General features: G+C 71.4%; 19 protein-coding genes. 7 read left to right on the top strand and 12 right to left on the bottom strand.

The window, feature by feature from the left end; genetic code table 11:
• Nucleotides 1–2 precede the first annotated feature (2 nt).
• The 5 genes from ABT340_RS08365 to ABT340_RS08345 all read right to left on the bottom strand — a co-directional run bounded on the left by ABT340_RS08365 (nucleotide 3) and on the right by ABT340_RS08345 (nucleotide 4,821).
• Complete coding sequence (locus tag ABT340_RS08365; protein ID WP_352010003.1) at nucleotides 3–509, bottom strand: methylated-DNA--[protein]-cysteine S-methyltransferase; 507 nt, start codon at nucleotides 507–509, stop codon at nucleotides 3–5.
• Entirely contained in the window at nucleotides 506–1,915 is a 1,410-nt protein-coding gene (locus ABT340_RS08360; RefSeq protein ID WP_352010002.1) for an AlkA N-terminal domain-containing protein, read from the bottom strand. The genes ABT340_RS08365 and ABT340_RS08360 overlap by 4 nt, the downstream gene beginning before the upstream one ends.
• Nucleotides 1,916–1,990: 75 nt before the next feature.
• Nucleotides 1,991–2,932, bottom strand: coding sequence for an NYN domain-containing protein (locus tag ABT340_RS08355; protein WP_352010001.1), 942 nt, complete (start codon nucleotides 2,930–2,932; stop codon nucleotides 1,991–1,993).
• Nucleotides 2,933–3,034: 102 nt separating this feature from the next.
• Nucleotides 3,035–3,232, bottom strand: a complete 198-nt coding sequence (locus ABT340_RS08350) for an acyl-CoA carboxylase epsilon subunit (protein ID WP_352010000.1) — start codon at nucleotides 3,230–3,232, stop codon at nucleotides 3,035–3,037.
• Nucleotides 3,229–4,821 (bottom strand): acyl-CoA carboxylase subunit beta, encoded by a 1,593-nt coding sequence (locus ABT340_RS08345; RefSeq protein ID WP_352009999.1) that lies wholly within the window; start codon nucleotides 4,819–4,821, stop codon nucleotides 3,229–3,231. Before ABT340_RS08345 ends, ABT340_RS08350 begins: the two co-directional genes overlap by 4 nt.
• A gap of 209 nt (nucleotides 4,822–5,030) precedes the next feature.
• On the opposite strand from ABT340_RS08345, the gene ABT340_RS08340 reads away from it, so the two are divergent.
• From ABT340_RS08340 to ABT340_RS08330, 3 genes are all read left to right on the top strand, one after another.
• Complete coding sequence (locus ABT340_RS08340; RefSeq protein ID WP_352009998.1) at nucleotides 5,031–5,819, top strand: ABC transporter ATP-binding protein; 789 nt, start codon at nucleotides 5,031–5,033, stop codon at nucleotides 5,817–5,819.
• Entirely contained in the window at nucleotides 5,795–7,399 is a 1,605-nt protein-coding gene (locus ABT340_RS08335) for a hypothetical protein (RefSeq protein WP_352009997.1), read from the top strand. The genes ABT340_RS08340 and ABT340_RS08335 overlap by 25 nt, the downstream gene beginning before the upstream one ends.
• A 65-nt stretch (nucleotides 7,400–7,464) precedes the next feature.
• Nucleotides 7,465–10,101 (top strand): phosphoenolpyruvate carboxylase, encoded by a 2,637-nt coding sequence (locus tag ABT340_RS08330; protein ID WP_352009996.1) that lies wholly within the window; start codon nucleotides 7,465–7,467, stop codon nucleotides 10,099–10,101.
• 24 nt (nucleotides 10,102–10,125) lie between these two features.
• On the opposite strand, the gene fdhD is transcribed toward ABT340_RS08330, so the two are convergent.
• Nucleotides 10,126–10,998, bottom strand: a complete 873-nt coding sequence (gene fdhD, locus ABT340_RS08325) for a formate dehydrogenase accessory sulfurtransferase FdhD (protein WP_352009995.1) — start codon at nucleotides 10,996–10,998, stop codon at nucleotides 10,126–10,128.
• A gap of 109 nt (nucleotides 10,999–11,107) precedes the next feature.
• Here fdhD and ABT340_RS08320 point away from each other — a divergent pair, with 109 nt between their 5' ends.
• The 4 genes from ABT340_RS08320 to ABT340_RS08305 all read left to right on the top strand — a co-directional run bounded on the left by ABT340_RS08320 (nucleotide 11,108) and on the right by ABT340_RS08305 (nucleotide 14,223).
• On the top strand, nucleotides 11,108–11,932 hold the full coding sequence (locus ABT340_RS08320; protein ID WP_352009994.1) for a biotin--[acetyl-CoA-carboxylase] ligase: 825 nt from the start codon (nucleotides 11,108–11,110) through the stop codon (nucleotides 11,930–11,932).
• 33 nt (nucleotides 11,933–11,965) lie between these two features.
• A complete protein-coding gene (locus ABT340_RS08315) occupies nucleotides 11,966–12,484 on the top strand; it encodes a PH domain-containing protein (RefSeq protein ID WP_352009993.1) in 519 nt (172 codons plus the stop codon).
• Nucleotides 12,485–12,566: 82 nt separating this feature from the next.
• Nucleotides 12,567–13,487 (top strand): DNA-processing protein DprA, encoded by a 921-nt coding sequence (locus ABT340_RS08310; RefSeq protein ID WP_352009992.1) that lies wholly within the window; start codon nucleotides 12,567–12,569, stop codon nucleotides 13,485–13,487.
• A 100-nt stretch (nucleotides 13,488–13,587) separates the two neighbouring features.
• The gene (locus tag ABT340_RS08305) at nucleotides 13,588–14,223 is read left to right on the top strand and encodes a phosphoribosyltransferase (RefSeq protein WP_352009991.1); all 636 of its coding nucleotides are present in this window, start codon (nucleotides 13,588–13,590) and stop codon (nucleotides 14,221–14,223) included.
• An 81-nt stretch (nucleotides 14,224–14,304) separates the two neighbouring features.
• Here the strand turns inward: ABT340_RS08305 and ABT340_RS08300 are convergent, their stop codons facing one another.
• The 6 genes from ABT340_RS08300 to ABT340_RS08275 form a co-directional block, all read right to left on the bottom strand.
• Complete coding sequence (locus ABT340_RS08300; protein WP_352009990.1) at nucleotides 14,305–15,963, bottom strand: outer membrane protein assembly factor BamB family protein; 1,659 nt, start codon at nucleotides 15,961–15,963, stop codon at nucleotides 14,305–14,307.
• 255 nt (nucleotides 15,964–16,218) lie between these two features.
• Nucleotides 16,219–17,883 carry a carboxylesterase/lipase family protein gene (locus tag ABT340_RS08295; RefSeq protein WP_352009989.1) on the bottom strand — a complete coding sequence of 555 codons (1,665 nt, stop codon included), beginning with the start codon at nucleotides 17,881–17,883 and terminating at the stop codon, nucleotides 16,219–16,221.
• A 332-nt stretch (nucleotides 17,884–18,215) separates the two neighbouring features.
• Nucleotides 18,216–19,457: an ROK family transcriptional regulator gene (locus ABT340_RS08290; RefSeq protein ID WP_352009988.1), complete on the bottom strand. Its 1,242-nt coding sequence runs from the start codon at nucleotides 19,455–19,457 to the stop codon at nucleotides 18,216–18,218.
• A 6-nt stretch (nucleotides 19,458–19,463) separates the two neighbouring features.
• On the bottom strand, nucleotides 19,464–20,930 hold the full coding sequence (locus ABT340_RS08285) for a glycoside hydrolase family 3 protein (protein ID WP_352009987.1): 1,467 nt from the start codon (nucleotides 20,928–20,930) through the stop codon (nucleotides 19,464–19,466).
• Entirely contained in the window at nucleotides 20,927–21,877 is a 951-nt protein-coding gene (locus ABT340_RS08280; RefSeq protein WP_352009986.1) for a BadF/BadG/BcrA/BcrD ATPase family protein, read from the bottom strand. Before ABT340_RS08280 ends, ABT340_RS08285 begins: the two co-directional genes overlap by 4 nt.
• Entirely contained in the window at nucleotides 21,874–22,908 is a 1,035-nt protein-coding gene (locus ABT340_RS08275; protein WP_352009985.1) for a hypothetical protein, read from the bottom strand. Before ABT340_RS08275 ends, ABT340_RS08280 begins: the two co-directional genes overlap by 4 nt.
• Nucleotides 22,909–22,927: the final 19 nt, after the last annotated feature.

Below are 22,927 nucleotides of genomic sequence, written 5' to 3'. Positions count from 1 at the left end.
GGTCAGGGCAGGAGGGCGCCCTCATGGGTGAGCAGCCACCGCTTGACCGGGACGCCGTAGTAGTAACCGCCGAAGCCGCCGGTCGAGGGCAGGACGCGGTGGCACGGCACGAACGGGGCGATCAGGTTCTGCGCGCAGGCGCCCCCCGCGGCCCTGGCCGCAGTCCTGGGCAGCCCCGCCCGTTCGGCCAGCTCGGCGTAGCTGACCGTGACGCCGGGCGGGACCTGCCGCAGGGCGTCGAGCAGCCGCTGCCGTTTCGGGGTGCCGGGCTGCGTCACCTCGACGCTGTCGAGGGCCTTGAGGTCGCCGTCCAGATAGTCCCGTACGGCCCGCGCGGGCAGGCCCAGGTCGTCGGTGACGACCAGGTCGAGGGCCCTGAGGGCGGGCGGGAGCCGTACGAACATCTCCTGGGGGTCGGCGGTGAAACCGGCCGCCACGACGACGCCCTCGCGCGCGAGCAGCGCCAGCGGGCCGATGGGGGTGGGGAGGACCTGTGCCTCGACGGTCATGCGGCGCTCCAGAGGTGTAGCGCGGCGTAGGCCCGCCAGGGCCGCCACCGCTCGATGTGATCTTCGGGGATGTCCAGGCGGGCCATGGTCCTGCGCAGCACCAGGTCACCGTCGGGCCAGGCGTCCGGGTCGCGCAGCGCCCGCAGCGCCACGTAGCTCGCCGTCCACGGCCCGATGCCGGGCAGCGGCAGCAGCCGGGAGACGACCTGGGCGGGTTCCTGCGCGCCGTCCAGGTCGATCTCGCCCTCGGCGACGCACGCGGCGAGCGCCCTGAGCGTGGCGACCCGCCGCCCGGTCAGCCCGAGCCCTTCGAGGTCGGCTTCGAGCAGCTCGCCGGGGGCCGGGAACAGCACGCCCCCGTGGCCCGCGCGGGCGACGATCCTGCCCAGCAGGGTACGGGCGCCCGCGACGGAGATCTGCTGGCCGACCACGGCGCGCACGGCGACCTCGAAGCCGTCCCACGCGCCGGGCACCCGCAGGCCCGGGTTGGCGGTGACCAGCGGGCCCAGGGAGGTCCCCCCGAGCGCGTCGGCGATGGCCTGCGGATCGGCGTCGAGGTCGAGCAGACGGCGGCAGCGGGCCACGACGCGGGCAAGCCCCCGGGTGTCGTCGAGTTCGACGTCGAGCCGCACGTGGCCGGGCAACGGGGTGAGGGTGACGGCACCGCCGGGGACCACCCTGCTGTAGGAGGTCTCGTCGACGGTCTCCAGGCCGGGGATCGCCCTGGCCCGCAGGAACCGCAGCAGCGCCCGCGAGTCGTACGGCTCGCGCCGGTGCAGCCGCAGCGTCAGCGAGGTGTCGGCCACGGCCCTGCCCCCGTTCCTGCCCCCGTCCCTGCTCGCGGTCGCCCGCAGCTCGCCGGGCGTGAAGCCGTACGTCTCCTTCATGGTGGCGTTGAACTGGCGCACGCTGCCGAAGCCGGAGGCGAAGGCCACGTCGGTGATCGGCAGGCCGGTCTCGGTGAGCAGCTGTTTGGCCAGCAGCAGGCGTTTCGTCCTGGCGACGGCCAGTGGACCGACGCCGATCTCGGTGGTGAACAGGCGGTGCAGGTGCCGTTCGGTGATGTGCAGGCGACCGGCCAGCCTGGCGACCCCGCCGTCGTCGGCCACGCCCTCGTCGATCAGCCGCAGTGCCCTGCCGATCAGGTCGCCCCGGTGGTCCCAGCCGGGGTCTCCGGGGCTGAGCTCGGGGCGGCAGCGTTTGCACGGCCGGAACCCGGCCGCCTCGGCGGAGGCGGCGTGGCGGTAGAAGCGCACGTTGCGCGAGGCGGGTGTGCGGGCGGGGCAGATGGGCCTGCAGTAGATGCGGGTGGAGGTGACAGCTGTGTAGAACCGCCCGTCGAACCGGGCGTCCCTGGCGGTCACCGCGCGGTAACAGGAGTCGAAGTCAAGCTCTGCGACGGACATGTCCTCAACGATATGAGCAGCGTAGAGGGTGTGACCGGCGGGATTCGGACGTGACCGTGGATCACCGCGGGGAGATCACTTCGAGGAGATGCCGACCCCGATCTCGAACTCGCGGTAGACCCTGGCCCAGAAGCCGTCGCGCAGCCAGACCCTGGCCTCGGGGTAGGGGCGCAGGGAGTGGCCCAGCTCCTTCTCGGCCTCGATGAGCAGCTCGGTGTCGATGACCGTGGGCAGGATCGGGCCGGGCAGCAGGTCGCGGATGTTGTCGCGGCCCCGGGTGAGGATCCACTTCTGGGCCACGTGCTCGCCGACGTCCTCGACCCGGGGGCGGCTCGGCCCGAGCTTGGCGGGCTGACCGGCGGGGGCCTTCGGCTTGGCGGCGGTACGGCCGGCGAAGACCTGGGCCGGGGAGGGCGTCACCGGCGGCACCGGGACGGGGACGGGCGCGGGGGCGCGGCTGAAGAAGGAGCGCAGGAAGTCGGCGCTGATGATCTCGACGGTGTCGGACTCCCAGACCAGGCGCTCGGCCTGGTTGGTGCCGTAGGGCGGCTCGACGCCCCACAGGTGGATGCGCACGCCGTAGGCCTGGGCCGCCTCGACGGCGGGGACCATATCCTCGTCCCCGGCCAGCAGGATGGTGTCGCTCACCGCGTGGTGCCTGGCCAGGGCCTCCAGGTCGCTCCTGATCTGGGCGTCCACGCCTTTCTGCTGGCCGCGGGCGTTGAGGTTGCCGAGCCGGACCTTGACCCAGGGAAGCTGGGCGATGACGCGCTGGTCGACGGTCGGCACCCGGTCTCTGGCGGCGTCGTACCAGTAGATCCGCAGCAGCTCGCCGTGGATGCGCGCCTCGGCGTGCTTCTGCAGCGCCTGGATGAGTTCGTCGGCGGCGACGCGGTACTCCTTGCGCTCCTTGGCGCCCAGGAGGACCTCTCCCGCCGCCGCGTAGAGATAGCCGACGTCCACGAGGACGGCGTACTTGGCGGCGACGGGATGCGTTGTGAGGTCCAGGATGGTCATCTCGTCCTCCAGGCCTCGGAACTCACTGATCGGGCTGACTATATGCGCCCATTTCTTAGATAGTCCCAAGTCTCGTGCAACTTGACACCCCGTTCCATGGATCTAACGAGGCAGTCCGCTTGATCTCCAAGCACCATGTCCGGTGGGCAGATACTTTCGCATGCGGTGTGAGGGATTACGCCAATTTTCGCGCTTTGGTACTGCTTTCGCCGCCGGGGCCGTCCGTGCGGCGAGGGCGACCACCAGCGCGACGACCTCCTCCTGTGTCGCTTCTCCATGAACGATCTTCAGGTGTGTCATAGCGGGATGTTCCCATGCTTCTTGGGGGGCAGGACCGTTCGCTTGTTGCGCAGGGCGCGCAGGGCCCTGACGACCTGGACTCGGGTGTCGGACGGGCGGATCACGGCGTCCACATACCCTCGTTCGGCCGCGAGATACGGGTTGGCGAGGGTGTCTTCGTACTCGGTGACGAATCTGGCCCGCTCGGCGTCGGGATCGGCGGCCGAGGCCAGCTCACGCCGGTAGAGGATGTTGACCGCGCCCTGGGCGCCCATCACCGCGATCTGCGCGGTCGGCCAGGCCAGGTTGACGTCCGCGCCCAGGTGCTTGGAGCCCATGACGTCGTAGGCGCCGCCGTACGCCTTGCGGGTGATCACGGTGACCAGTGGGACGGTCGCCTCGGCGTAGGCGTACAACAGTTTGGCCCCGCGGCGGATGATCCCGTTCCATTCTTGATCAGTTCCCGGAAGGAATCCCGGTACGTCCACAAAAGTAAGAACGGGAATGTTAAAGGCATCACAAGTACGGACAAATCTGGCGGCTTTCTCGGAGGCCGCGATGTCCAGCGTCCCGGCGAAACTCATCGGCTGGTTGGCGACGATCCCCACCGAACGTCCCTCGACCCGGCCGAAACCCACCAGGATGTTCGGCGCGAACAGCGCGTGCACCTCAAGGAACTCGCCGTCGTCGAGCACGTGCTCGACGACGGTGTGCATGTCGTACGGCTGGTTCGCCGAGTCGGGGATCAGCGTGTCCAGCTCCCTGTCCTCGTCGGTGGTCTCCAGGACCGGCTCCGCGTCCAGCACCGGGGCCTCGTCCAGGTTGTTCGAGGGCAGGTAGGACAGCAGCGCCCTGGCGAACTCCAGGCAGTCGGCCTCGTCGACGGCCTCGTAGTGCGCCACGCCCGACCTGGAGTTGTGCGTGTGCGCGCCGCCGAGTTCCTCGAACGTCACCTCCTCGCCGGTGACCGTCCTGATGACGTCGGGGCCGGTGATGAACATGTGCGACTTCTCCGACACCATCAGCACGAAGTCGGTGAGCGCGGGGGAGTAGACCGCGCCGCCCGCGCACGGGCCCATGACCAGCGAGATCTGCGGGACGACGCCGGAGGCGTGCACGTTCCGCTTGAAGATCTCGGCGTACAGGCCCAGGGAGACGACGCCCTCCTGGATGCGCGCCCCGCCGGAGTCGTTGATGCCGACCACCGGGCAGCCGGTCTTCAGGGCGTGGTCCATGACCTTGACGATCTTCTCGCCGAAGACCTCGCCGAGGGAGCCGCCGAACACGGTGAAGTCCTGGGCGAAGATCGCCACCGGCCTGCCGTCGACCGTGCCGTGCCCGGTCACCACGCCGTCGCCGTACGGCCTCTCGCGGTCGAGGCCGAAGTTGGTCGAACGGTGCCTGGCCAGTTCGTCGAACTCGACGAAGCTGCCCTCGTCCAGGAAGGAGAGCACACGCTCCCTGGCCGTCATCTTGCCTTTGGCGTGTTGCTTGTCGACCGCGCGCGCCGAACCGGCGTGAGCCGCCTCGTCCAGGCGGCGTTCCAGGTCGGCGAGCTTGCCCGCGGTCGTGTGGATGTCGATCCCCGGGGCTGTCGGCTCGGCGCTCATCGGGTCCTTCACTCCTCGCTGCGTTCGTGACAGGCGCGTCCGGGCGTGGCGGCCGTTGTGCGGCCTGACGTTCCCGGGCGCGCGGGCGCTTTCCCCGCTCGTTTCCAGCAGGGTAGCCCTCCGGTGATCCCGGAACCCAGAGGGGTCCCGGACCGTTCTGAGCTGGGAGGTATGACTTCCAAAAGGTTAATTCTGGCAAAATAGAGGTCATGATGGACAGCGCCGAAGCGGTACGAACACAACAGCTCTTCAAGAGATTCGGGCAGCAGGTGGCTGTCGGCGGTGTCGATCTCGTCGTGCCCCGCGGCAGTTTCGCCGGACTGGTCGGTCCGAACGGCGCGGGCAAGACGACCACGCTCAGCATGGTCACCGGTCTGCTCCGCCCGGACGGCGGCGCCATCCACATCGACGGCCTCGACGTCTGGCGCGACCCGGTCCAGGTCAAGGCCCGTATCGGTGTGCTGCCCGAGGGGCTGCGCCTGTTCGAACGCCTGTCCGGCAGGGAACTGCTGTCCTACAACGGCCAGCTCAGGGGCATCCCCAAGGCCGAGATCGAACGCAGGGCCGAGGAACTGCTGCGGGTCATGGACCTGACGGAGTCGGCGGACAAGCTCGTCGTCGACTACTCCACCGGCATGCGCAAGAAGATCGGCCTGGCCTCCGCCCTGCTGCACAACCCCAGGGTGCTCTTCCTCGACGAGCCCTTCGAGGGCGTCGACCCGGTCAGCGCCAACACACTGACGGAGGTCCTGCGGCGCTACACCGAGTCCGGCGCGACCGTCGTCTTCTCCAGCCACGTCATGGACCTCGTCGAGCGCCTGTGCGACTGGGTCTCCGTGATGAGCAGGGGCCAGATCGTCGCCCAGGGGCCGCTGGACCAGGTCCGCGCGGGACGCAGCCTCAACGAGGCCTTCCTCGGGCTGGTCGGCGCGGGCGGCCACGGACACGGCGACGGCGGAGGGGAGGGTCTGTCATGGCTGGGCGCGACCTCGGCGTGAACGAACGGGCCGCGCGGGTCGGCCCCATGCTCTTCGTACGGCTCAAGCTCAGGCTGATCGCCGGGAACCTGCGCGGCAACGGCGCGCGTGTCGCCGGGTTCGTCTTCACCGTGCTCGCCGCCGTGGTCGTCGCCGGTCTCGGCTTCGTCGGGGTCTCCGCGCTGCGGTTCGCCCCCGCCGGGATCGCGGCCGACGTCGGGGTGGTGCTGTTCACCGTCTTCGTGGTGTGCTGGGCCATCGGGCCGCTGCTGGTCTTCGGTCTCGACGACACGCTCGACCCGTCGCGCCTGGCGCTGCTGCCGCTGACCACCGGCAGGCTCGCGGCCGGGATGTTCGCCGCCTCGATCACCGGTGTCTGGCCGATCTCCGCGCTGATCGTCATGTCCGGCGCGGTCGTCGGCATCGCGAGCGGGATCGGCGGAGTGCTCCTCGGGGTCGTCGCGGTGCTGCTGCAGTTCGCGCTGTGCATCGTCACCTCACGGCTGGTCACCACCTCCCTGTCCGGCGTCATGCGCACCCGCAGGGGACGCGACGTGCTCGCCGTCTCCGTCGTCCTGTTCGTCCTGGCCGGGCAGATCCCCAACCTGGTGCTCAACGGCGGCTTCTCCGCCGACCCGGGGCGGATGCTGCACGCCGTGGCCTCGGTGCTGCGCTGGACCCCGCCGGGCCTGGCCGCCCATGCCGTCGCGGACGGCGGCCTGGTCGCCGTCGCCGAACTGCTGGTGCTGGCCGTACTGGTGCTGGTGATCGGGCGGCTGTGGATCGCCGCGCTGCGCAGGGCGCTGGTCACCCCGGACGCCTCGACCCAGGGCGCCTCGGTGCGCAACTCCCGGGGCCTGCTCGCCAGGTTCCTGCCGGACGGGCAGCTCGCCGCGGTCGCGACCAAGGAGCTGAAGTACGCCCGCCGCGACCCCAGGGGCAGGGTCGTCTGGTTCACCTCCCTTGTGGTCACCGGCATCATGGCCTTCTCCCTGAGCAGGGGAGAGGGGATGGGCGGTGCCGGCCTGGTGGTCGGCCCGGCCTGCCTGGGCGCGGTGATGATCGCCCTGCAGTCGGCCAACTCCTTCGGCATCGACGGCCGCTCGCTGTGGATGAACGCCGTGGTCTACGGCACCGGCGGAGACTGGCGGACCGACCTGGCCGGGCGGCACCTGGCCGTCGCGACGATCGCCGTGCCGCTGCTCGCCCTGGTGGCCGTGATCGCCTCCCTGCTGGCCGGTGACCCGATGCTGGCGATCCCCGGAGCGCTCAGCGGCTGGGGCGTCCTGGGCGTCGGGCTCGGGGTCGGCGCCCTGACGAGCGTGCTGGTGCCGTACTCGGTGCCGGAGCGGCTCAACGCCTTCACCGGCGCGGTGCCGGGACAGGGCGGCCTCGCCTTCGTGGCCTCCTTCGGCGCGATGATCGGCGGCGGCCTGCTGTCGCTGCCCGTCGTCGTGCCCGTCCTGCTCGGCGTCACCTGGGTCAGCGTGCTGGCGGTGCCGTACGGACTGCTGGTCGCGTGGGCGGGACGGAGAGTGGCGGGGAGCGTCGGTTTCCGCAGGTATCCGGAGCTCGTGGGGGCCGTCTCCCGAGGGGGTTGATTGGTCTAGTCCAATAGGTGGGACCGGTCTGCGGTGAAGAATTCGGACTGACTACGCTGACGATTATGTCCGCTATCGCGAACACCGCAGAACGTTCATCCGCTGTCACCGAGATGCCCGACGAGCTCCGCGCGGATGTGCGGCTGCTCGGTGGGCTCCTGGGGCAGGTGATCGCCGAGCACGGAGGCGACGACCTGCTCGCCGACGTCGAACGCCTTCGCAAGGCCGTCATCGACGCCCGTCGCGGGAAGGTCTCCGGCGACGAGATCACCGAGATGGTCGCGCAGTGGCCGGTCGACAGGGCGGTGCTGATCGCCCGCGCCTTCACCTGCTACTTCCACCTCGCGAACCTCGCCGAGGAGCATTTCAGGATCCGCACCCTCCGTGTCCGTGACACGGGGGAGGAACCGCTGCCGGAGTCCATCGCGCAGGCCGTACAGGAACTGGGCGGTGAGCGCGTCGCCGAGCTGGTCGAGGGGCTGCGGCTGCACCCGGTGCTGACCGCGCACCCGACCGAGGCCCGCAGGCGCGCGGTCGTCACCGCGATCCAGCGGATCAGCGGCAGGCTCGCCGCCTACAACAGTCCCGACCGGGGCGCGGCCGAACGGGCCGAGACCCGGCGGCGGCTCCTTGAGGAGATCGACCTGCTGTGGCGGACCGCGCAGCTCAGGTCGACCAAGCTCGACCCGCTCGACGAGGTGCGCACCGCCATGGCCGCCTTCGACGAGACGCTGTTCCGGGTCGTGCCGCTGGTCTACCGCTCGCTGGACGCCGCGCTCGGCGAGGGCACCGGCACCCGTGAGCCGCTGGCCAGGGCCTTCATCCGCTACGGGAGCTGGATCGGCGGCGACCGCGACGGCAACCCCAACGTCACCGCCAAGGTGACCAGGGACGCCGTGCTCATCCAGTCGGAGCACGTGCTGATCGCGCTGGAGAACGCCGCGCTCAGGATCGGCAGGTCGCTCACCCTGACCTCCTCCTACGCGCCCGCCTCCGCGGAGCTGCGGGCCGCGCTGTACGCGGCGGAGAACGACCACCCCGAGCTGGTCTCGGAGATGGCCACCCGTTCGCCGCAGGAACCGCACCGGCAGTGGCTGCTGTTCGTCGCCGCCAGGATCGCGGCGACCAGGAAGCGCGGCCTCGACCTGGCCTACCGTTCTCCGGAGGAGCTGCTGGCCGACCTGCGCCTGGCCCAGGAGTCGCTGGTCGCCGCCAAGGCGTCCCGGCAGGCCTACGGCGAGCTGCAGCACCTCGTCTGGCAGGTGGAGACGTTCGGCTTCCACCTGGCCGAGCTTGAGGTGCGCCAGCACTCGCAGGTCCACGCCCAGGCGCTGGCCGAGCTGGCCGAGGGCCGTACCTCGGAGCGCACCGACGAGGTCCTGGCCACCATCAGGACGATCGGCTGGATCCAGGAGCGGTTCGGCACGACCGCCTGCTCCCGCTACGTGGTCTCCTTCACCCGTTCCGCGGACGACGTCGCCGCCGTCTACACGCTGGCCGGGCACGCCCTGGGAGATCGGGCGCCCAGCCTCGACGTGGTCCCGCTGTTCGAGTCGGGCGCCGACCTGGCCAACGCGCCCGCCGTACTGTCCGGCATGCTGGACATCCCCGGCATCCAGGACAGGCTCGCGGTCAACGGCCGCCGGCTTGAGGTCATGCTCGGCTACTCCGACTCCGCCAAGGAACTCGGCCCGGCCGCCGCGACGCTGAAGCTGTACGAGGCGCAGGAGGCGCTGACCGCCTGGGCCGCGGAACACGACGTACGGCTGACGCTCTTCCACGGCCGGGGCGGCGCCCTGGGCCGGGGCGGCGGTCCCGCCAACCGCGCCGTGCTCGCCCAGGCGCCCGGTTCCGTCGGAGGCAGGTTCAAGGTCACCGAGCAGGGTGAGGTCATCTTCGCCCGCTACGGCCACGCCGCCATCGCCCGCCGCCACATGGAGCAGGTCACCTCGGCGGTGCTGCTCGCCTCGACCCCGACCATCGAGGACCGTACGGCCAAGGCGGCGGGACGCTTCCGCGGCCTCGCCGAGCAGGTCGCCTCCGCCTCGGAGCGGGCCTACCGGTCGCTGACCGAGGCCTCCGGCTTCCCCGAGTGGTTCTCCCTGGTCAGCCCGCTTGAGGAGCTCGGCCTGCTGCGCCTCGGCTCCCGCCCCGCCAGGCGCGGCCTCGGCGCGCCCAGGTCCCTGGACGACCTGCGGGCCATCCCGTGGGTTTTCTCCTGGGCGCAGACCCGGGTCAACCTGCCCGGCTGGTACGGCCTGGGCAGCGGCCTTGAGGCGGCAGTCGCCAAGTCGGGCATCGACGAGCTGCGCGCCGCCTACCGCGAGTGGCCGCTGTTCGCCTCGCTGCTGGACAACGTGGAGATGTCGCTGGCCAAGACCGACCGGGACATCGCGGCCCGCTACCTCGCCCTCGGCGGACGGGACGACTTCGTCGAGCAGGTGCTCACCGAGTACGACCGCACCCGCCGTCTGGCCCTTGAGGTGACCGGCCACAGCCGCCTGCTGGAGAACCGCAGGGTGCTCTCCCGCGCGGTCCAGCTCCGCGACCCGTACGTGGACGCGCTCTCGCACCTGCAGCTGCGCGCCCTGTCCGCCCTGCGCTCCGGCGACACCCTGACCGAGGAGGAGCGCGAGCGGCTGTCCACGCTCCTGCTGCTGTCGGTCAACGGCGTGGCCGCGGGCCTGCAGAACACCGGCTGACCGTTCGAGCGGGTGACCGGGTCCTCACCCGGTCACCCGCTCGGCACCCGCGTAGAGGTTGAAACGCTCCTCACGCAGGAAGCCGACCAGTGTCATCCCGAACTCCCTGGCCAGGTCGACGGCCAGGGAGGAGGGGGCGGAGACGGCGCAGACGACCGGGACGCCCGCGCTCAGCGCCTTCTGCGTGATCTCGTAGCTGGTGCGCCCGCTCACCATCAGGACGTGCCCGGTCAGCGGCGTCATGCCCTTCATCAGGGCCCAGCCGACCAGCTTGTCCAGCGCGTTGTGCCGTCCCACGTCCTCGCGCAGCGCCACCAGGTCGCCCTCCGGGGTGAACAGCCCGGCGGCGTGCAGCCCCCCGGTCTTGCCGAACACGCCCTGTGCCCGTCTGAGGCTCTCCGGCAGGCCGTACAGGGTCTCGGGGGAGACCCGCACGTCACCGGCGGGCAACGGGGCGCACCGGTCGCGCAGCGCGTCCAGGCTGGCGCTGCCGCAGACGCCGCAGGCGCTCGACGTCACGAAGTGCCGGTCGAGGGAGGGCAGGTCGGGCAGCGGGCCGCGCAGCCGTACCGTGACGGTGTTGTAGCGGGCCTCGGGCGCCACGTCCTCATCCGTGCAGTAGGCGATGGAGGCGATCTCCGCCGCCGAGGCCAGGCCCTCGCCGTGCAGGAACCCGGCCGCCAGCTCGAAGTCGGCCCCCGGCGTCCGCATGGTGATCGCCACCGTACGGCGCGCGCCGTCCGACTGGACCCTGATCTCCAGCGGCTCCTCGGTCGCCAGGTCGTCACGCCTGTCCCGCACGACCCCGCCGGCCACCTCCCTGACCCGGGTCCTGGTGCTGGGGCCGGGGCGCCGGACGACCCCTCCGGGCACCGGATGACGTGAGTCTTCGTTCATGGTTCCCATCCTGGCGCTCCAGGCGTGCGTCGTCGTCACCGCCCCGGTGTTGCCTGCTCATTGCCCTGCTTCGGTAACGGATGGTCGCCTGGGGAGGGAAGATGGACGGGTGCTCGACTCGCCCTTCTCCGATCTCGACCGCCCGCCGCTGTCCCAGACGGCGCTCACCCGCGCCCTGGTCCGTCCCGGCGGTCTGTGGTCGGACATCACCGTCGTCGGCAGGACCGGCTCGACGAACGCCGACCTCGCCCAGGCCGCGCGCGACGGCGCCCCACAGGGAACCGTCGTCGTCGCGGAGGCGCAGTCCGCGGGCCGCGGCAGGCTCGGCCGCGTCTGGAGCGCGCCGCCCCGGTCCGGGCTGGCCTTCTCGGTGCTCCTGCGCCCCGAGCCGTCGCCGTCGCGGCAGGGCTGGCTGCCGCTGCTCGTCGGCCTGGCCGCGGCCTCGGCCGTCCGCAGGATCGCCGAGGTCGAGGCCCGCCTGAAGTGGCCGAACGATCTGCTGGTCGGGGAGCGCAAGCTCGCCGGGGTGCTCGCCGAGCGGGTGGACGGCGCGGTGGTCGTGGGCGTCGGGCTCAACGTGAGTATCCGCGCGGAGGAACTGCCCGTCGAGACCGCGACCTCGCTGGCGATCGAGGAGGCCGCCTGCGTCGACCGCGACCCGCTGATCAGGGCGGTGCTGCGGGAGATCGAGACCCACTACCACGAGTGGTCGCGGGCGGACGGCGACGCCGACGCGTGCGGGCTGCGGGCGGCCTATCTGGGGCTCAGCGCGACGGTCGGCCGCGATGTCCGGGTCGAGCTGCCGGGAGAGCGGGTGCTCACCGGGCGCGCCGTCGGCGTCGACGGGGCGGGACATCTGCTCGTCGAGTCGCAGGGGAGCACGCACACGCTGAGCGCGGGAGACGTCGTGCACGTGCGTCCGCACCTCCCGTGACTAACGGGGTCGGGACGTGCCACGATTTGCCCCATGGGTCTCGCTGATCACCACCTGGCGGAGGGGGAACTGCGCATCCGCACGTTCCACCCCCATTGGAAGCGCCTCGTCACGCCGTTCCTCGCGCTGGTCCTCATCGTTCTGGGGTCCGGCGCCGGGATCTTCTTCATGCCGGTCTTCGCCTACGACGGCTACGCGCGCATCGCCGTCGCGGTGATCGCGGTGGGGCTGCTGACGGTGTGGTCGTTCGTGCCGTACCTGCAGTGGAAGAACACCACCTACGTGCTGACCTCGCACCGGCTGGCCATCAGCAGAGGGGTGCTGAACAAGTCGACCGAGGACATCCCGATGACCAAGGTCAACACGGTCAGCGCCGACCAGACCCTGCTCGAACGGCTGTTCGGCTGCGGCACGCTCAACGTCGAGTCGGCGGGGGAGCAGGGACACGTCACGCTGCGCGACATCCCGAACATCCAGGACGTACGCGCCGACCTGTTCCGCGCCGTGGACGAAGCCGACGACGAGGAACCCCGCGAACCCCGCCCTGTCTGAGTCGCAGGGCCGGGCGGGACAGAACGGTTCCGGTGAGGCAAGTTCTTGGGGCGGGCCCTTGTCGCTCGGTAGCATCGGGAGCATGCTCCAGGAACTGCGTGAACGCGCCGCGCTCGTGGCGCTGTTGCAGCGCCCTGGCGCCAAATGGCAGGACATCGCGCTGGACGTGCTTGAGGTCGGCAGCGCGGTGACCGTGCTGGAGCGGGGGCTCCGCCTTCAGGAAACGTTGTTTCCCGAGGCCGACCCCGTGACGTCCGCCCTCGCACAGGCCGCGACCTCGCTGGCCGGGTGGGAGTCCGCGGGCATCGGAGTCCACGCCTGCTTCGACCATGACTATCCGAGCCAGCTCCGCGGGATTCACCAGATGCCTCCGCTGCTGTTCTCCCGGGGCGTTCCCGCCGAGGACCGGCGCGCGATCGCCGTGGTGGGCACCCGGCAGGCGAGCGAACAGGGCCTTCGGATCGCGTCGGTGGTGGCCAGGGAGCTGGCCCTGAACAAGGTGACCGTGGTCAGCGGCCTCGCCAGAGGCATCGACACGGCCGCGCACACGGCGGCGCTCGAAGCGGGCGGCCGGACCGTGGCCGTCATCGGAACGGGCGTCAACCGTTTCTACCCGAATGAGAACCAGGCGCTTCAGCGGCGGATCGCCGTCGAAGGGGCGGTGCTCAGCCAGTTCTGGCCCGACGCCCCGCCCAGCAAGCAGAGCTTCCCCATGCGTAACGCGGTGATGAGCGGTTACGCGGCCGCCACGGTCGTGGTGGAGGCTCCCTGGAAGAGCGGCGCCCGTATCCAGGCGCGGCTGGCTCTTGAACACGGCCGCCCCGTCGTGATGCCCGACCGGCTTCTGGAGCACGACTGGGCGCGGGAATACTCCCAGAGGCCCGGAGTGCATGTGGTTTCCGGCCTCGGCGAGCTACTCTCGGTGGTGGAGCAAGTGATCTCGGACCTGCACACCGGCCCCGAAGCGCTTCCGGAGACCGCCCACCTTGTCGCAACCAACTGATCCATGGCAGTTCGTTCGCGCCCGAGTCGCCCAACAGGCCTTCTACCTCCGCAATCCCCTCGACCCCTCACCCTCCGTCTGTTACGTGTGCCGAGGACCGGTGAACCCAGGCTGGTCCCGCTGCCACCCCTGTGAACGGCACCTGAGATCGGCGGGGGCGGGGGTCGCCGATGTCGTGGTCCCCATCTCCTACGCGGAGAAACGGACCCAGCACGCCCACAACCTCGCCGTCTATAAGGCGAGGTTCCCCTCGGGAGAGATCCAGACCGACCTGCTCAGTCTGTTCCTGCTCTTCGTCAGGGACCACCTCGGCTGTGTGGCCCAGGCCGCCCGCGTCTCCACCTGGAGTCATGCGGCGGTCGTTCCCAGCACCAGGAACCGGCCGGGTGATCATCCGCTGCGGTCACTTGTCGGAAACCGGCTTGGACTGCCGTGGGTCGAGTTGTCGGTGAATCCGGACATCCCCTCGGAGGTGCGGGAGTTCCGCGCCGACTGGTTCCGGGTTTCCGGCGGAGACGTCGGGGGTGCCCGTGTCCTCCTGCTCGATGACACCTGGACCACAGGCGCACGCGTTCAGTCTGTGGCGTCCGCGCTCAAACGGGCGGGCGCGGAAAGGGTGGCCGCCGTGGTTCTCGGCCGTCATGTGAACCCCGGCTGGGACGGCTGGAGGCCCATCCTCCGCGAGACGAAGGACAGGCCCTTCAGGATGGATCGGTGCGCCGTCCATCCAGGATGAGCTGGGGAAAGGCGGGCCGGGGGAGGTGCGGCCCCCGGCCCTTCCCTCAGGGAGAGCCCACTCCCTTGAGGGAGATCGGGGTCACAGGCCGAAGGCCAGCAGGACCGAACCGTGGTCGGGGTTGGGGTACGGGGTGAACATGTAACCGGAGTTGACGTAGACCATCCCGTGCGAGACGACCGCGCCGCCCGCTCCGGAGACGGCGCCACCGCGTCCGGGCAGGCCGTTGACGCCCTGGACCTCGGTGATCGTGTCGTGGGTCCACAGCACCTCACCGGTGCGCGAGGAGTAGGCCCGCATCTTGCCGTCCATGCTGCCCAGCCACACCAGACCCGGGGTGGTGGTCACCGCGGGGCCGTGGCCGAGCTGGCAGACGTTCGGGTACTGCGCGGCACCACCGGTGGTGCAGCCGTCCGCCGGGTTGGGGGTCTTCCAGATGATGTGGCCGTCGGCCGGGTTGATCGCGAACAGGGTGCCCGGCCTGCCCATGTAGGTCGAGACGTACAGGCGCCGGCCGTCGAAGCTGGTGCCCCACTGGATGCCGGACAGGCCGCCGCTGGGCATCGGCTCGGAGAGCTGACGCTGCCAGACGATCTTTCCGGTCCTGGCGTCGAGCACGTGGTAGACCCCGGCCTTCTGCCCGATGCCGACCAGGTGCCTGCCACCGGCCGTGAACAGGTTGGGCGCGGCGCCCAGGTCGAAGTCGAGCGCGGTTCCCTGGTCGAGGTTCGGGCAGTACTGCTTGTCCTCGGGGGTACGGGCCGAGCACTCGATCCGCCAGGTGTCGACGTCGGTCATCTTCCTGGTCCAGCGGGCCTTGCCGGTCGTGAGGTCCAGCGCCAGGACCGAGTCGTAGTTTCCGGCGCTTCCGGTGTAGTTCTGCCCGGTCCCGACGTACAGGGTGCGGGTGACCGGGTCGATGGCCGGGGTGCTCCACACACCCGCCCCGGACGGCTCGTACCTCGGCACGCCGTTGGGCCAGGTGCCGTTCTGCTTGGGCTCGGGCACCGTGTAGTAGCGCCAGACCTGCTCGCCGGTCTCGGCGTTCAGCGCGTCGATGTGGCCGCGGAAGGTGCAGCAGGGGAAGGTCTTGCCCATGATGTTCTGGCCGCTGGAGACACCGACGTAGACGCGTCCGCCGAAGACGATCGGCGAGCTGGTCACGCCGGAGGAGACCTCGGTGTCGATCTGCCGGGCCCAGGCCAGTTTGCCGGTGCGCTGCTCAAGGGCGTAGAAGTAGCCCCGGCCGTCACCGAAGTAGACCTTGCCCCCGGAGACGGCGGCCCCGTCCTGCACCACGGCGCGGAAGCTCGCGGGACCGACGGTGCTCAGGTCGAAGTCCCACTTCGCGGCGCCGGTGCGCGCGTCCCGGGCGTAGAAGTGGCCGTCCGGAGCGCCGAAGTAGATCGTGTCGCCGACGACGGCGGGCTGACTGTGCGGTGTGCCCGCGTTCTTGGGGAAGGCGAAGGCCCACTTCAGCTTGAGCTGCCCCACGTTGGCCGGGGTGAGCCTGCGCTCGAAGGGGTTGGAGCGCGAACCGCTCAGGTCCTTCTGCCAGGACGCCCAGTCGCCGGGGAGGGAGTGCCCGCCCCCGCCGAGTGCCTCGGTGGTCTGCGCGGTGTCGTCGGGGGGTGCGGCGTTCGCCGTGAGAGGCGTGTTCAGCAGCAGGGTCAGGCACGACGCGGCGACGACCGCGGTCGATCTGAGCACTCTTCCACTGCGGATGGAACGTGTTCCCATGATCTTCTCTCCATGTGTGGTCCCGGCGGCGGGGCGCGCCGTACCGGGAACGGGGAGGCCGGTTGTCGCGTGGGCCGGCCTCTTTCGGTACGGCCCACGGGACCCGGGGCGGTCCTTTGGGCCGGTTACGACGGGCGGGCACGATGGTGGAGGACGGTCAACCGGCACGCGGAGGCAGGGCGAACAGCCGGTGAGCCGGGCCGTACACGGGAAGGTGTGCGTCGGATCGTCCGGTCACCGGCTGTGGCGTGCCGCTCAGCGCGTGAAGGCCGCGTACTTCTGCCAGAAGCCGCAGTGGTGCTGCTTGGCGATCTCCTCGGTCAGCTGGCTGTCACCGGCCGGCACGAGCGACATGACCGTCGGGTGCGAGCGGGTGTACCTGGACCAGTACGGCGTGCCGTCCACCGTCGGGTTGCCGGTCTTGGCGAACCCGGTCCACTGGGAGACCAGCTGCCTGCCGAAGGTCTGCTGGTTGCCGCTCAGGTCGGTCCTGGGGAAGATCAGGAACGGCACCTCGTTGATGTGGTACGACCCGTTCGGCTTGGTCGCGTCGAGGAAGAACAGCGGCGGGGCGTCGGCGTTGTCCACCTGGAAGCCGAAGACCGGGATGTGCCGGGACAGCCGCTCGTCGTTCAGCAGGGCGGGGCAGACGGAGTTGGAGTCGGCCACGATGGTGCGGTAGGCGATGAACGCCGCGGGCTCGGGGAAGCGCTTCAGCGGGTAGCGCTTGAACACCTCGGGGGCGAGGGTGTCGTACTGCTCCCTGACCAGCCTCTCGTAGTCCGCCGGGGTGTTGGCCCCGGGGAGCTGGGTCTCGTCGCGGTCGACGCCGTGCATGAGGGAGACCCGGTTTATCCGGCCGGTGGCGAACGCCTCGGCGGGTGACAGGGGCAGCACCGTGCCGTCCACGATCGGGGCCAGCGTGCCCTTGTCGGGGCCGAGGCCGTCGCCGGCCTTCTCCAGCAGGGTCTTGGCGGGCACCGCGCGCAGGCAGGCGGCCACGTCCGCGGCGTCCCCGCAGCCGACGGCGGCGGCGAACCGGTCGCCCGTCTGCTGCGCCTCCGCCTCGGTCGGCAGGTCGGCCTTGCAGTCCTGGGTCTGCCACATGGCCTCGTGGCCGCGCAGCGAGTTGTACTCGCCGCTCTGCGAGATGCCCTTCTGGAACAGCCCCCGCGACAGCGGCGAGGTGGTGTGGGCGCACACGCTGGACCCTCCGGCGGAGGCGCCGTAGATGGTCACGTTGCGCGGGTCGCCGCCGAACCGGGAGATGTTGCGCTGGACCCAGCGCAGCGCCTCCTGCTGGTCGCGCAGCGCCCAGTTGCCCGAGCGGGCGCCCAGCGCCTTGTGCGCCAGGAAGCCGAGGATGCCGAGCCGGTAGTCCACGCTGACGTGGACGACACGGCCCGCGCCGGCCAGGTAGGTCCCGTCGGAGGAGGAGCCGAGCCGGAACCCGCCGCCGTGGAACTCGACCATCACGGCCAGCGGCGTGCCGCCCGCGTCGGCGGGAGCGGCGACGTTCAGCTTCAGGCAGTCCTCGTTGAAGGTCTCGGGGGTGAGGAACGCGGGCTGCGGGCAGGGCGTGGAACGCTGGGTGGCCTGCAGGGTCTCCGTCCACGGGGCGTGCCGCTCGGGCGGCGCCCAGCGCAGTTCGCCCACGGGCGGCGCGGCGTAGGGGACGCTGAGCCAGGACTTGACGCCGTTGGTGACCAGGCCGCACACCGGACCCTGGTCGGTCTGCACGGTGGTGTCGGGGGCACAGTCGGGGGCCGCCGTCTGCGGGGCCGCGGCGGTCGGCGCGCCCGCCGGAGCGCTCGGCGCGGCGGAGGCCAGAGCGGTGGGGACCGAGGAGGTGAGGGTCAGGGCAGCCGCGACGAGTGACACGCCCACGGTGAACGTGAAGTGCCGTTTCTTCGTCTTCATGTTGGGTTTCCTTTTGGGACCGACAACAGAGCTGGGGGGATCGGCCGGTGGGGCCGACTTCGATCTGCCGGGCAAATGAACACGAGAGGGCACCCTGACCATAGGACGGGCCGATGGTACGGAACAGGCATGCTGTGCCGGGGTGGACGAACGGCGTTCCCGGAGCGCTCACCGGTCCCGCCGCGTCGGTGAGCGGTCGAATCACATCGACCAGCGGTCAGGGGAATCCTGACCGTTTCATGACAACGGTGGTAACCGTCGGTGGTGCGAGGGAACACGGTCGGCGACGACGGTCACGGGGTCGCGGGCACCCCGGCGGGTGATGCCGCAGGTCAGACGTCCGAGCGCGGACCCAGGCGGTCGACGGCGGCTGCGGCGTGCACCGCGTGCTCGCCGAGAAGCCGGGCGTGTGCCGCCTCAAGACTGAGGACGACCGCGCCGAAGACGGTGGCCAGCTCTCCGATGACGCTGCCGGAGACCACCAGGAACTCGTGCAGCGGCCGGGCAGCGGCCTGGACCGCCTCGACGACCTCGGGGACGTCGCCGATCTCGCCGCCGATCACCACGATGTCGGGATCGACGACGGCCGCCAGCGCGACACACGCCCTGGCCACGTCCCGCACGTACTCGTCGAGGACGGCCCGCACCTCGGCGGGGCCGGTCGCGACGTCGGCCAGGATCGCCCGCACCACGTCGCCGACGGAGGAGTCCTGGGCGCCGGGGGTGCTCGACCGGTAGGCGTCGACCAGGCGGGAGGCCGCGAGACGGTCCTCCATCGCGTACCGGGAGGCCTGCTCGGCGCCGTCGGCCCAGGGGAACGGCAGCCGGGAGAGCTCACCCGCCGCGCCGTGGGCGCCCCGGACGAGGTGGCCCTCGTTGATGATCCCGGCGCCGACGCCGACGCCGAGCTGCAGGTAGGCCAGGCTCGGCACCTCGGCGCCGACCCCGAGCCGCATCTCGGCCACCGCCGAGCAGTTGACGTTGTTCTCCAGCCGGACCGGGCCGTCGTAGTGGTCCGCGAGCGCGCGGAGCAGGGCCGCGACGGCTCCCCGCTCCCGGTCGGCGTCGGCGGCCGAGACCTGGCGGCGGCCCGCGTCGACGATCTGCGGGACGGCGATCGTCACCGCGCGCAGCCGCCGCAGCCGGTCGGGCCGGGCGCACCACTCGGTGAGCTGCTCGACCGCCCGTTCCACGACCGAGGCGGACGGCTCCCGCCGCCGCGCGGTCCCGGGACCGCCGGGTTCGGTGACGGAGACGTGCGCGCGGTCCGTCCCGGCGAGGTCGACGGCCATCAGCTCGATGTGGGAGCTGCCCAGGTCGACGCCGAGCGCCCAGCCGACCTCCTCGGCCGCCTCGAACACCACGGCGGGCTTGCCCGTCGCCGGGACGTGCCTGCCGTTGCGGCGTACGTATCCGGCGCCTTCGAGCGAGCTGACGGCGTCGTTGACGCTCGGCTTCGACAGGCCCGTCGCCGCGAGCAGCCGGGGCCGGGTGGTCGACCCGTGCCCCAGCGTGTGACTCAGGACGTGCCGCTGGGTGGGGGGCAGTTCCAGGGGACGGACGTCGTCATGCAATCGAGGTCACACCGTCTCGGTCAGGGCGCGTACTGCGGCGGCCGAGCTCGCCCTGGACGCGCCGAAGGTTCGGATCACGCCGGTGGCGTGGGGGTACTCCGTCCCCGGGTATCCCATGTCGACGACGACCAGGCGCGGGGCCCGCAGCCTCTCGAAGACCTCCGCGCTGCGGGGGTGCAGCGGCAGGTCCCGGACCACCGCGACCACCACGTCGGACGGCGCGACACCGGACAGGTCGGGAAGGTCGTGGATCGGCGGGCTCAGGACCAGGTCGTGGAACGGGACGCCGGCCGCGCGCAGCTCAGGCCCGATGCCCCACGGGACGGGTCCCGCCGCGATGGAGGTCCGGTCGTCGAAGGTCAGGACGTGCACGGCGCCCCCGGCGATCGAGACGTCACCCTCGCGGACGGTCGCCCCCCACGCGGCCTCAAGGGCGATGGAACGCTCGGCCGTCGTGTCGGTCGCGCCCGGCGCGTCCGGCGTGCCGGGGTAGGCGCGGGCCATCGCCTGGATCCGCCGGTTGGCCTCCTCCAGCCGCTCGACGGGCAGCGCGCCGGACTCCGCCGCGGCGACGATCGCCTCGACGACGGCCCGGGTCGCCTCCTCGTACTGCTCGGCGCCCAGGCACAGCGCGTCGACACCGGCGCGCAGCGCGCCGACCGCGGCGGCGGGCAGCGACGAGGCGTGGTCGAGGACGCCGCGCATCTCCAGCGCGTCGGAGATGACGACGCCGTCGTAGCCGATCTCGTCGCGGAGCAGGTCGCCGATCACAGTCTCGCTCAGGGTGGTGGGGACACCGGGGTCGAGACAGTCAATCACGACGTGGGCGGTCATCATGCTCGCCACGTTCGCGCCCGCGGCCCGTACGAAGGTCCGCAGGTGCTGCGACTCGAAGTCGGCGCGTTCGGCGGTGACCCGGCCGAGCGAGAGGTGCGAGTCGAGCAGGGATCCGCCGAGCCCCGGATAGTGCTTCAGGCAGGCCGCCACGCCCGCGCTCTGCAGGCCCTCGATCCAGGCCGCGGCGTGTTCGGCGTTGGCCTGCGGCGTACGGCCGTACGAGCGGGTGGTGATCGGGCTGGTCGGGCTGGTCACGTAGTCGCCGATGGGCGCGAGGTTGAAGTTGACGCCGAGGTCGCGCAGCTCGGCGCCGATGCCCCTGCCGACCGCCCTGGTGGCGTCGAGGTCGTCGTTCTCGCTCAGCACGCGGTTGCCGGGGTAGGGGCTGCCGCTGTCGTGGTGGATCCGGGTGACGTCGCCGCCCTCCTCGTCGATCCCCACGACGGCGTCGGGGCGCGCGTCCAGGATCTGCCGTACCAGCGCCGCGACCTGGGGCGGGGAGACGATGTTGCGGCCGAACAGGATGACGCCGCCCAGTCCCTCCCGCAGCAGGTCGAGCAGCCACTGCGGGGCCGTGGTCCCCTCGAACGCGGGCAGTACGGTGCCAAGGGCGAGATGACGCAGATGGGATGTCATGTCAGTTGTTCCTCATCGTTGCATGAAGCAGCGTTGCGCAGGGCCAGTTTGGCGAGCCGGACGGCCCCGAAGACCGGCTCCGTGTCGAGAACCGACAGCGGCAGCGTCACCTCCTGGGCGACCAGCCCGGAGGCGAACGCGGCCCGGAAGGAGGGCTGCTTGACCATGATCGCACCGGCGCCGACGACGGCGTCGGCCCGGACACCGAGGCGCAGCGCCGTCACGACGTTGCCCGCGAGCCGCCAGGCGTTGTCGGTTATGGCCTGCCGGGCGCAGGGCGAACCGGCCTCGGCGCACTCGAAGACGCCCGGCGCGAGATCTCCGAGGGTCTCCCGGGCGCGTCGCACGGCCCCGGGGAGCCTGCGGTCCTCGGTGACGCCGAGCGCCCCGGCCACGAACCGGCCGAACACCGGGTCGCTCTCCTCACGGTCCAGGCCCGCGGTGTAGAGCCGGAGCGCGTCGACCACGATGCGCGGCGCGCTCCCGTGGTCGCCGAGCAGCCAGCCCCAGCCGTCGGTGAGCACCGTGACCCCGTCGGCGGTCAGCCCGCCGACCACCGCGCCGGTTCCGGCGATCACCGAGAGCGCGTGCTCCCACCCCCCGGCCAGGCCGACAAGCAGGGCGTCGTTGCAGACCCGCACGGCCACGCCGGGACCGAACTCGGCGGCGACCGCGGCCTCAAGCTCCCTGGTCAGCGCCTCGGAGTCACATCCGCGCGCCCCGACGCCGACCGCGGCCAGGATGTAACCCCCGGGGGTGACCCGGCGCAGCGCGCCGTGGACCAGCCGGGCCCGCTCCACGGGCGACAGGTCGTTCCAGCCCGTGTTCGACCTGGTCTCCGTGACGAGCGGTTCGCCGGTGACCGCGTCCTCGACGCGGACCCTCAGGTACGAGCCGCCGATGTCGAGGCCCGCGACGCCGCGACGCGGCCGGTCGACCGTGCTCACGCGGCCGTCACGACCTTCGTGTCGAGGCGGGTGAACACCGGGTCCTCGGGGTGGCGGCCGGTGGTCGCGCAGGCCTCCTGGACGACCATCTGGAAGATCACGCTCGCCGCGATGGACAGCTCGGCGTCGGACAGCCCCGGCAGGTGGATCTGGTGCAGGGGGCCGCCTCCGCCGTACTCGATCGGGTCGGCTCCGATGAGGTGGACGGTGGAACCGTGGTCGGCCAGCTGCCGGGCGAGCAGTGCCTCCGACCCGCGGTTCACGATCAGGTGGACGGTGCCCGGCTTGGCGCTGTCCATGAAGCCGTGCAGGTAGGACCGGGTGTCGAAGGCGGAGGCGGGGATCGTGAGGCCCTCACGGAACAGCAGCGAACCCCCCTCGGCCGCGGCCAGCCCCGCCCCTGAGGAGACCAGGTCGACGTGGCCTGCGGCCAGCAGGTCGGCCGCCATCCGGCTCGCGGCCCCGCGCCACCGCGTCACCGTGGCCAGCCGTCCGCCGAAGGAGCGCCAGCGCTCCTCGTCGACACCGCCGGTGAGGTGCTCGGCCAGCAGGGCCAGGGCCAGAGCGGTGGCGGTGTAGCCGACGGTCGAGACCCGGGAGTCCGCGACGTCGCCCAGCCACAGGTGCCGCGGCGTCAGGTCGGCCACCGGCGAGGGCACCCGGTTGACGACGCTCATGCGCGACTCGGCGGGAGCCACCGACAGCGCCCGCACGATCTCGACGCTGCGCCCCGACTGGGAGATCCCCAGGTACGTCGTCTCCGGCCGCACGTGCTCGGCGGTGAAGTCGGCCCCGGTCAGCAACTCGCACGAGACCCCCCGCGCGGTGAGCCCCGCCGTCAGCACGTGGGCCGCGGCACGGCTCGCCCCGATCCCGAACACGACCAGGCGCCGCGTCTGTGGCGCGGTGTGGCGGCGGAGCAGGTCCGGCAGCGTCGTGGCGAGCCGCGTCAGCGCCTCGGGCTGGCTGTCGAAGGCCTGGTCGAAGGTGTTCCATGGCGGGCTCTGAGGATTGCCGGTTGCTGTAGCCATGTTAGTAAGGTAGCTTACC

This window comes from Streptosporangium sp. NPDC000239, assembly GCF_040300765.1.
Lineage (GTDB): Bacteria > Actinomycetota > Actinomycetes > Streptosporangiales > Streptosporangiaceae > Streptosporangium.
The sequence above is the reverse complement of the archived record's forward strand: the minus strand, read 5'-3'. Positions and strand labels throughout refer to the sequence as shown.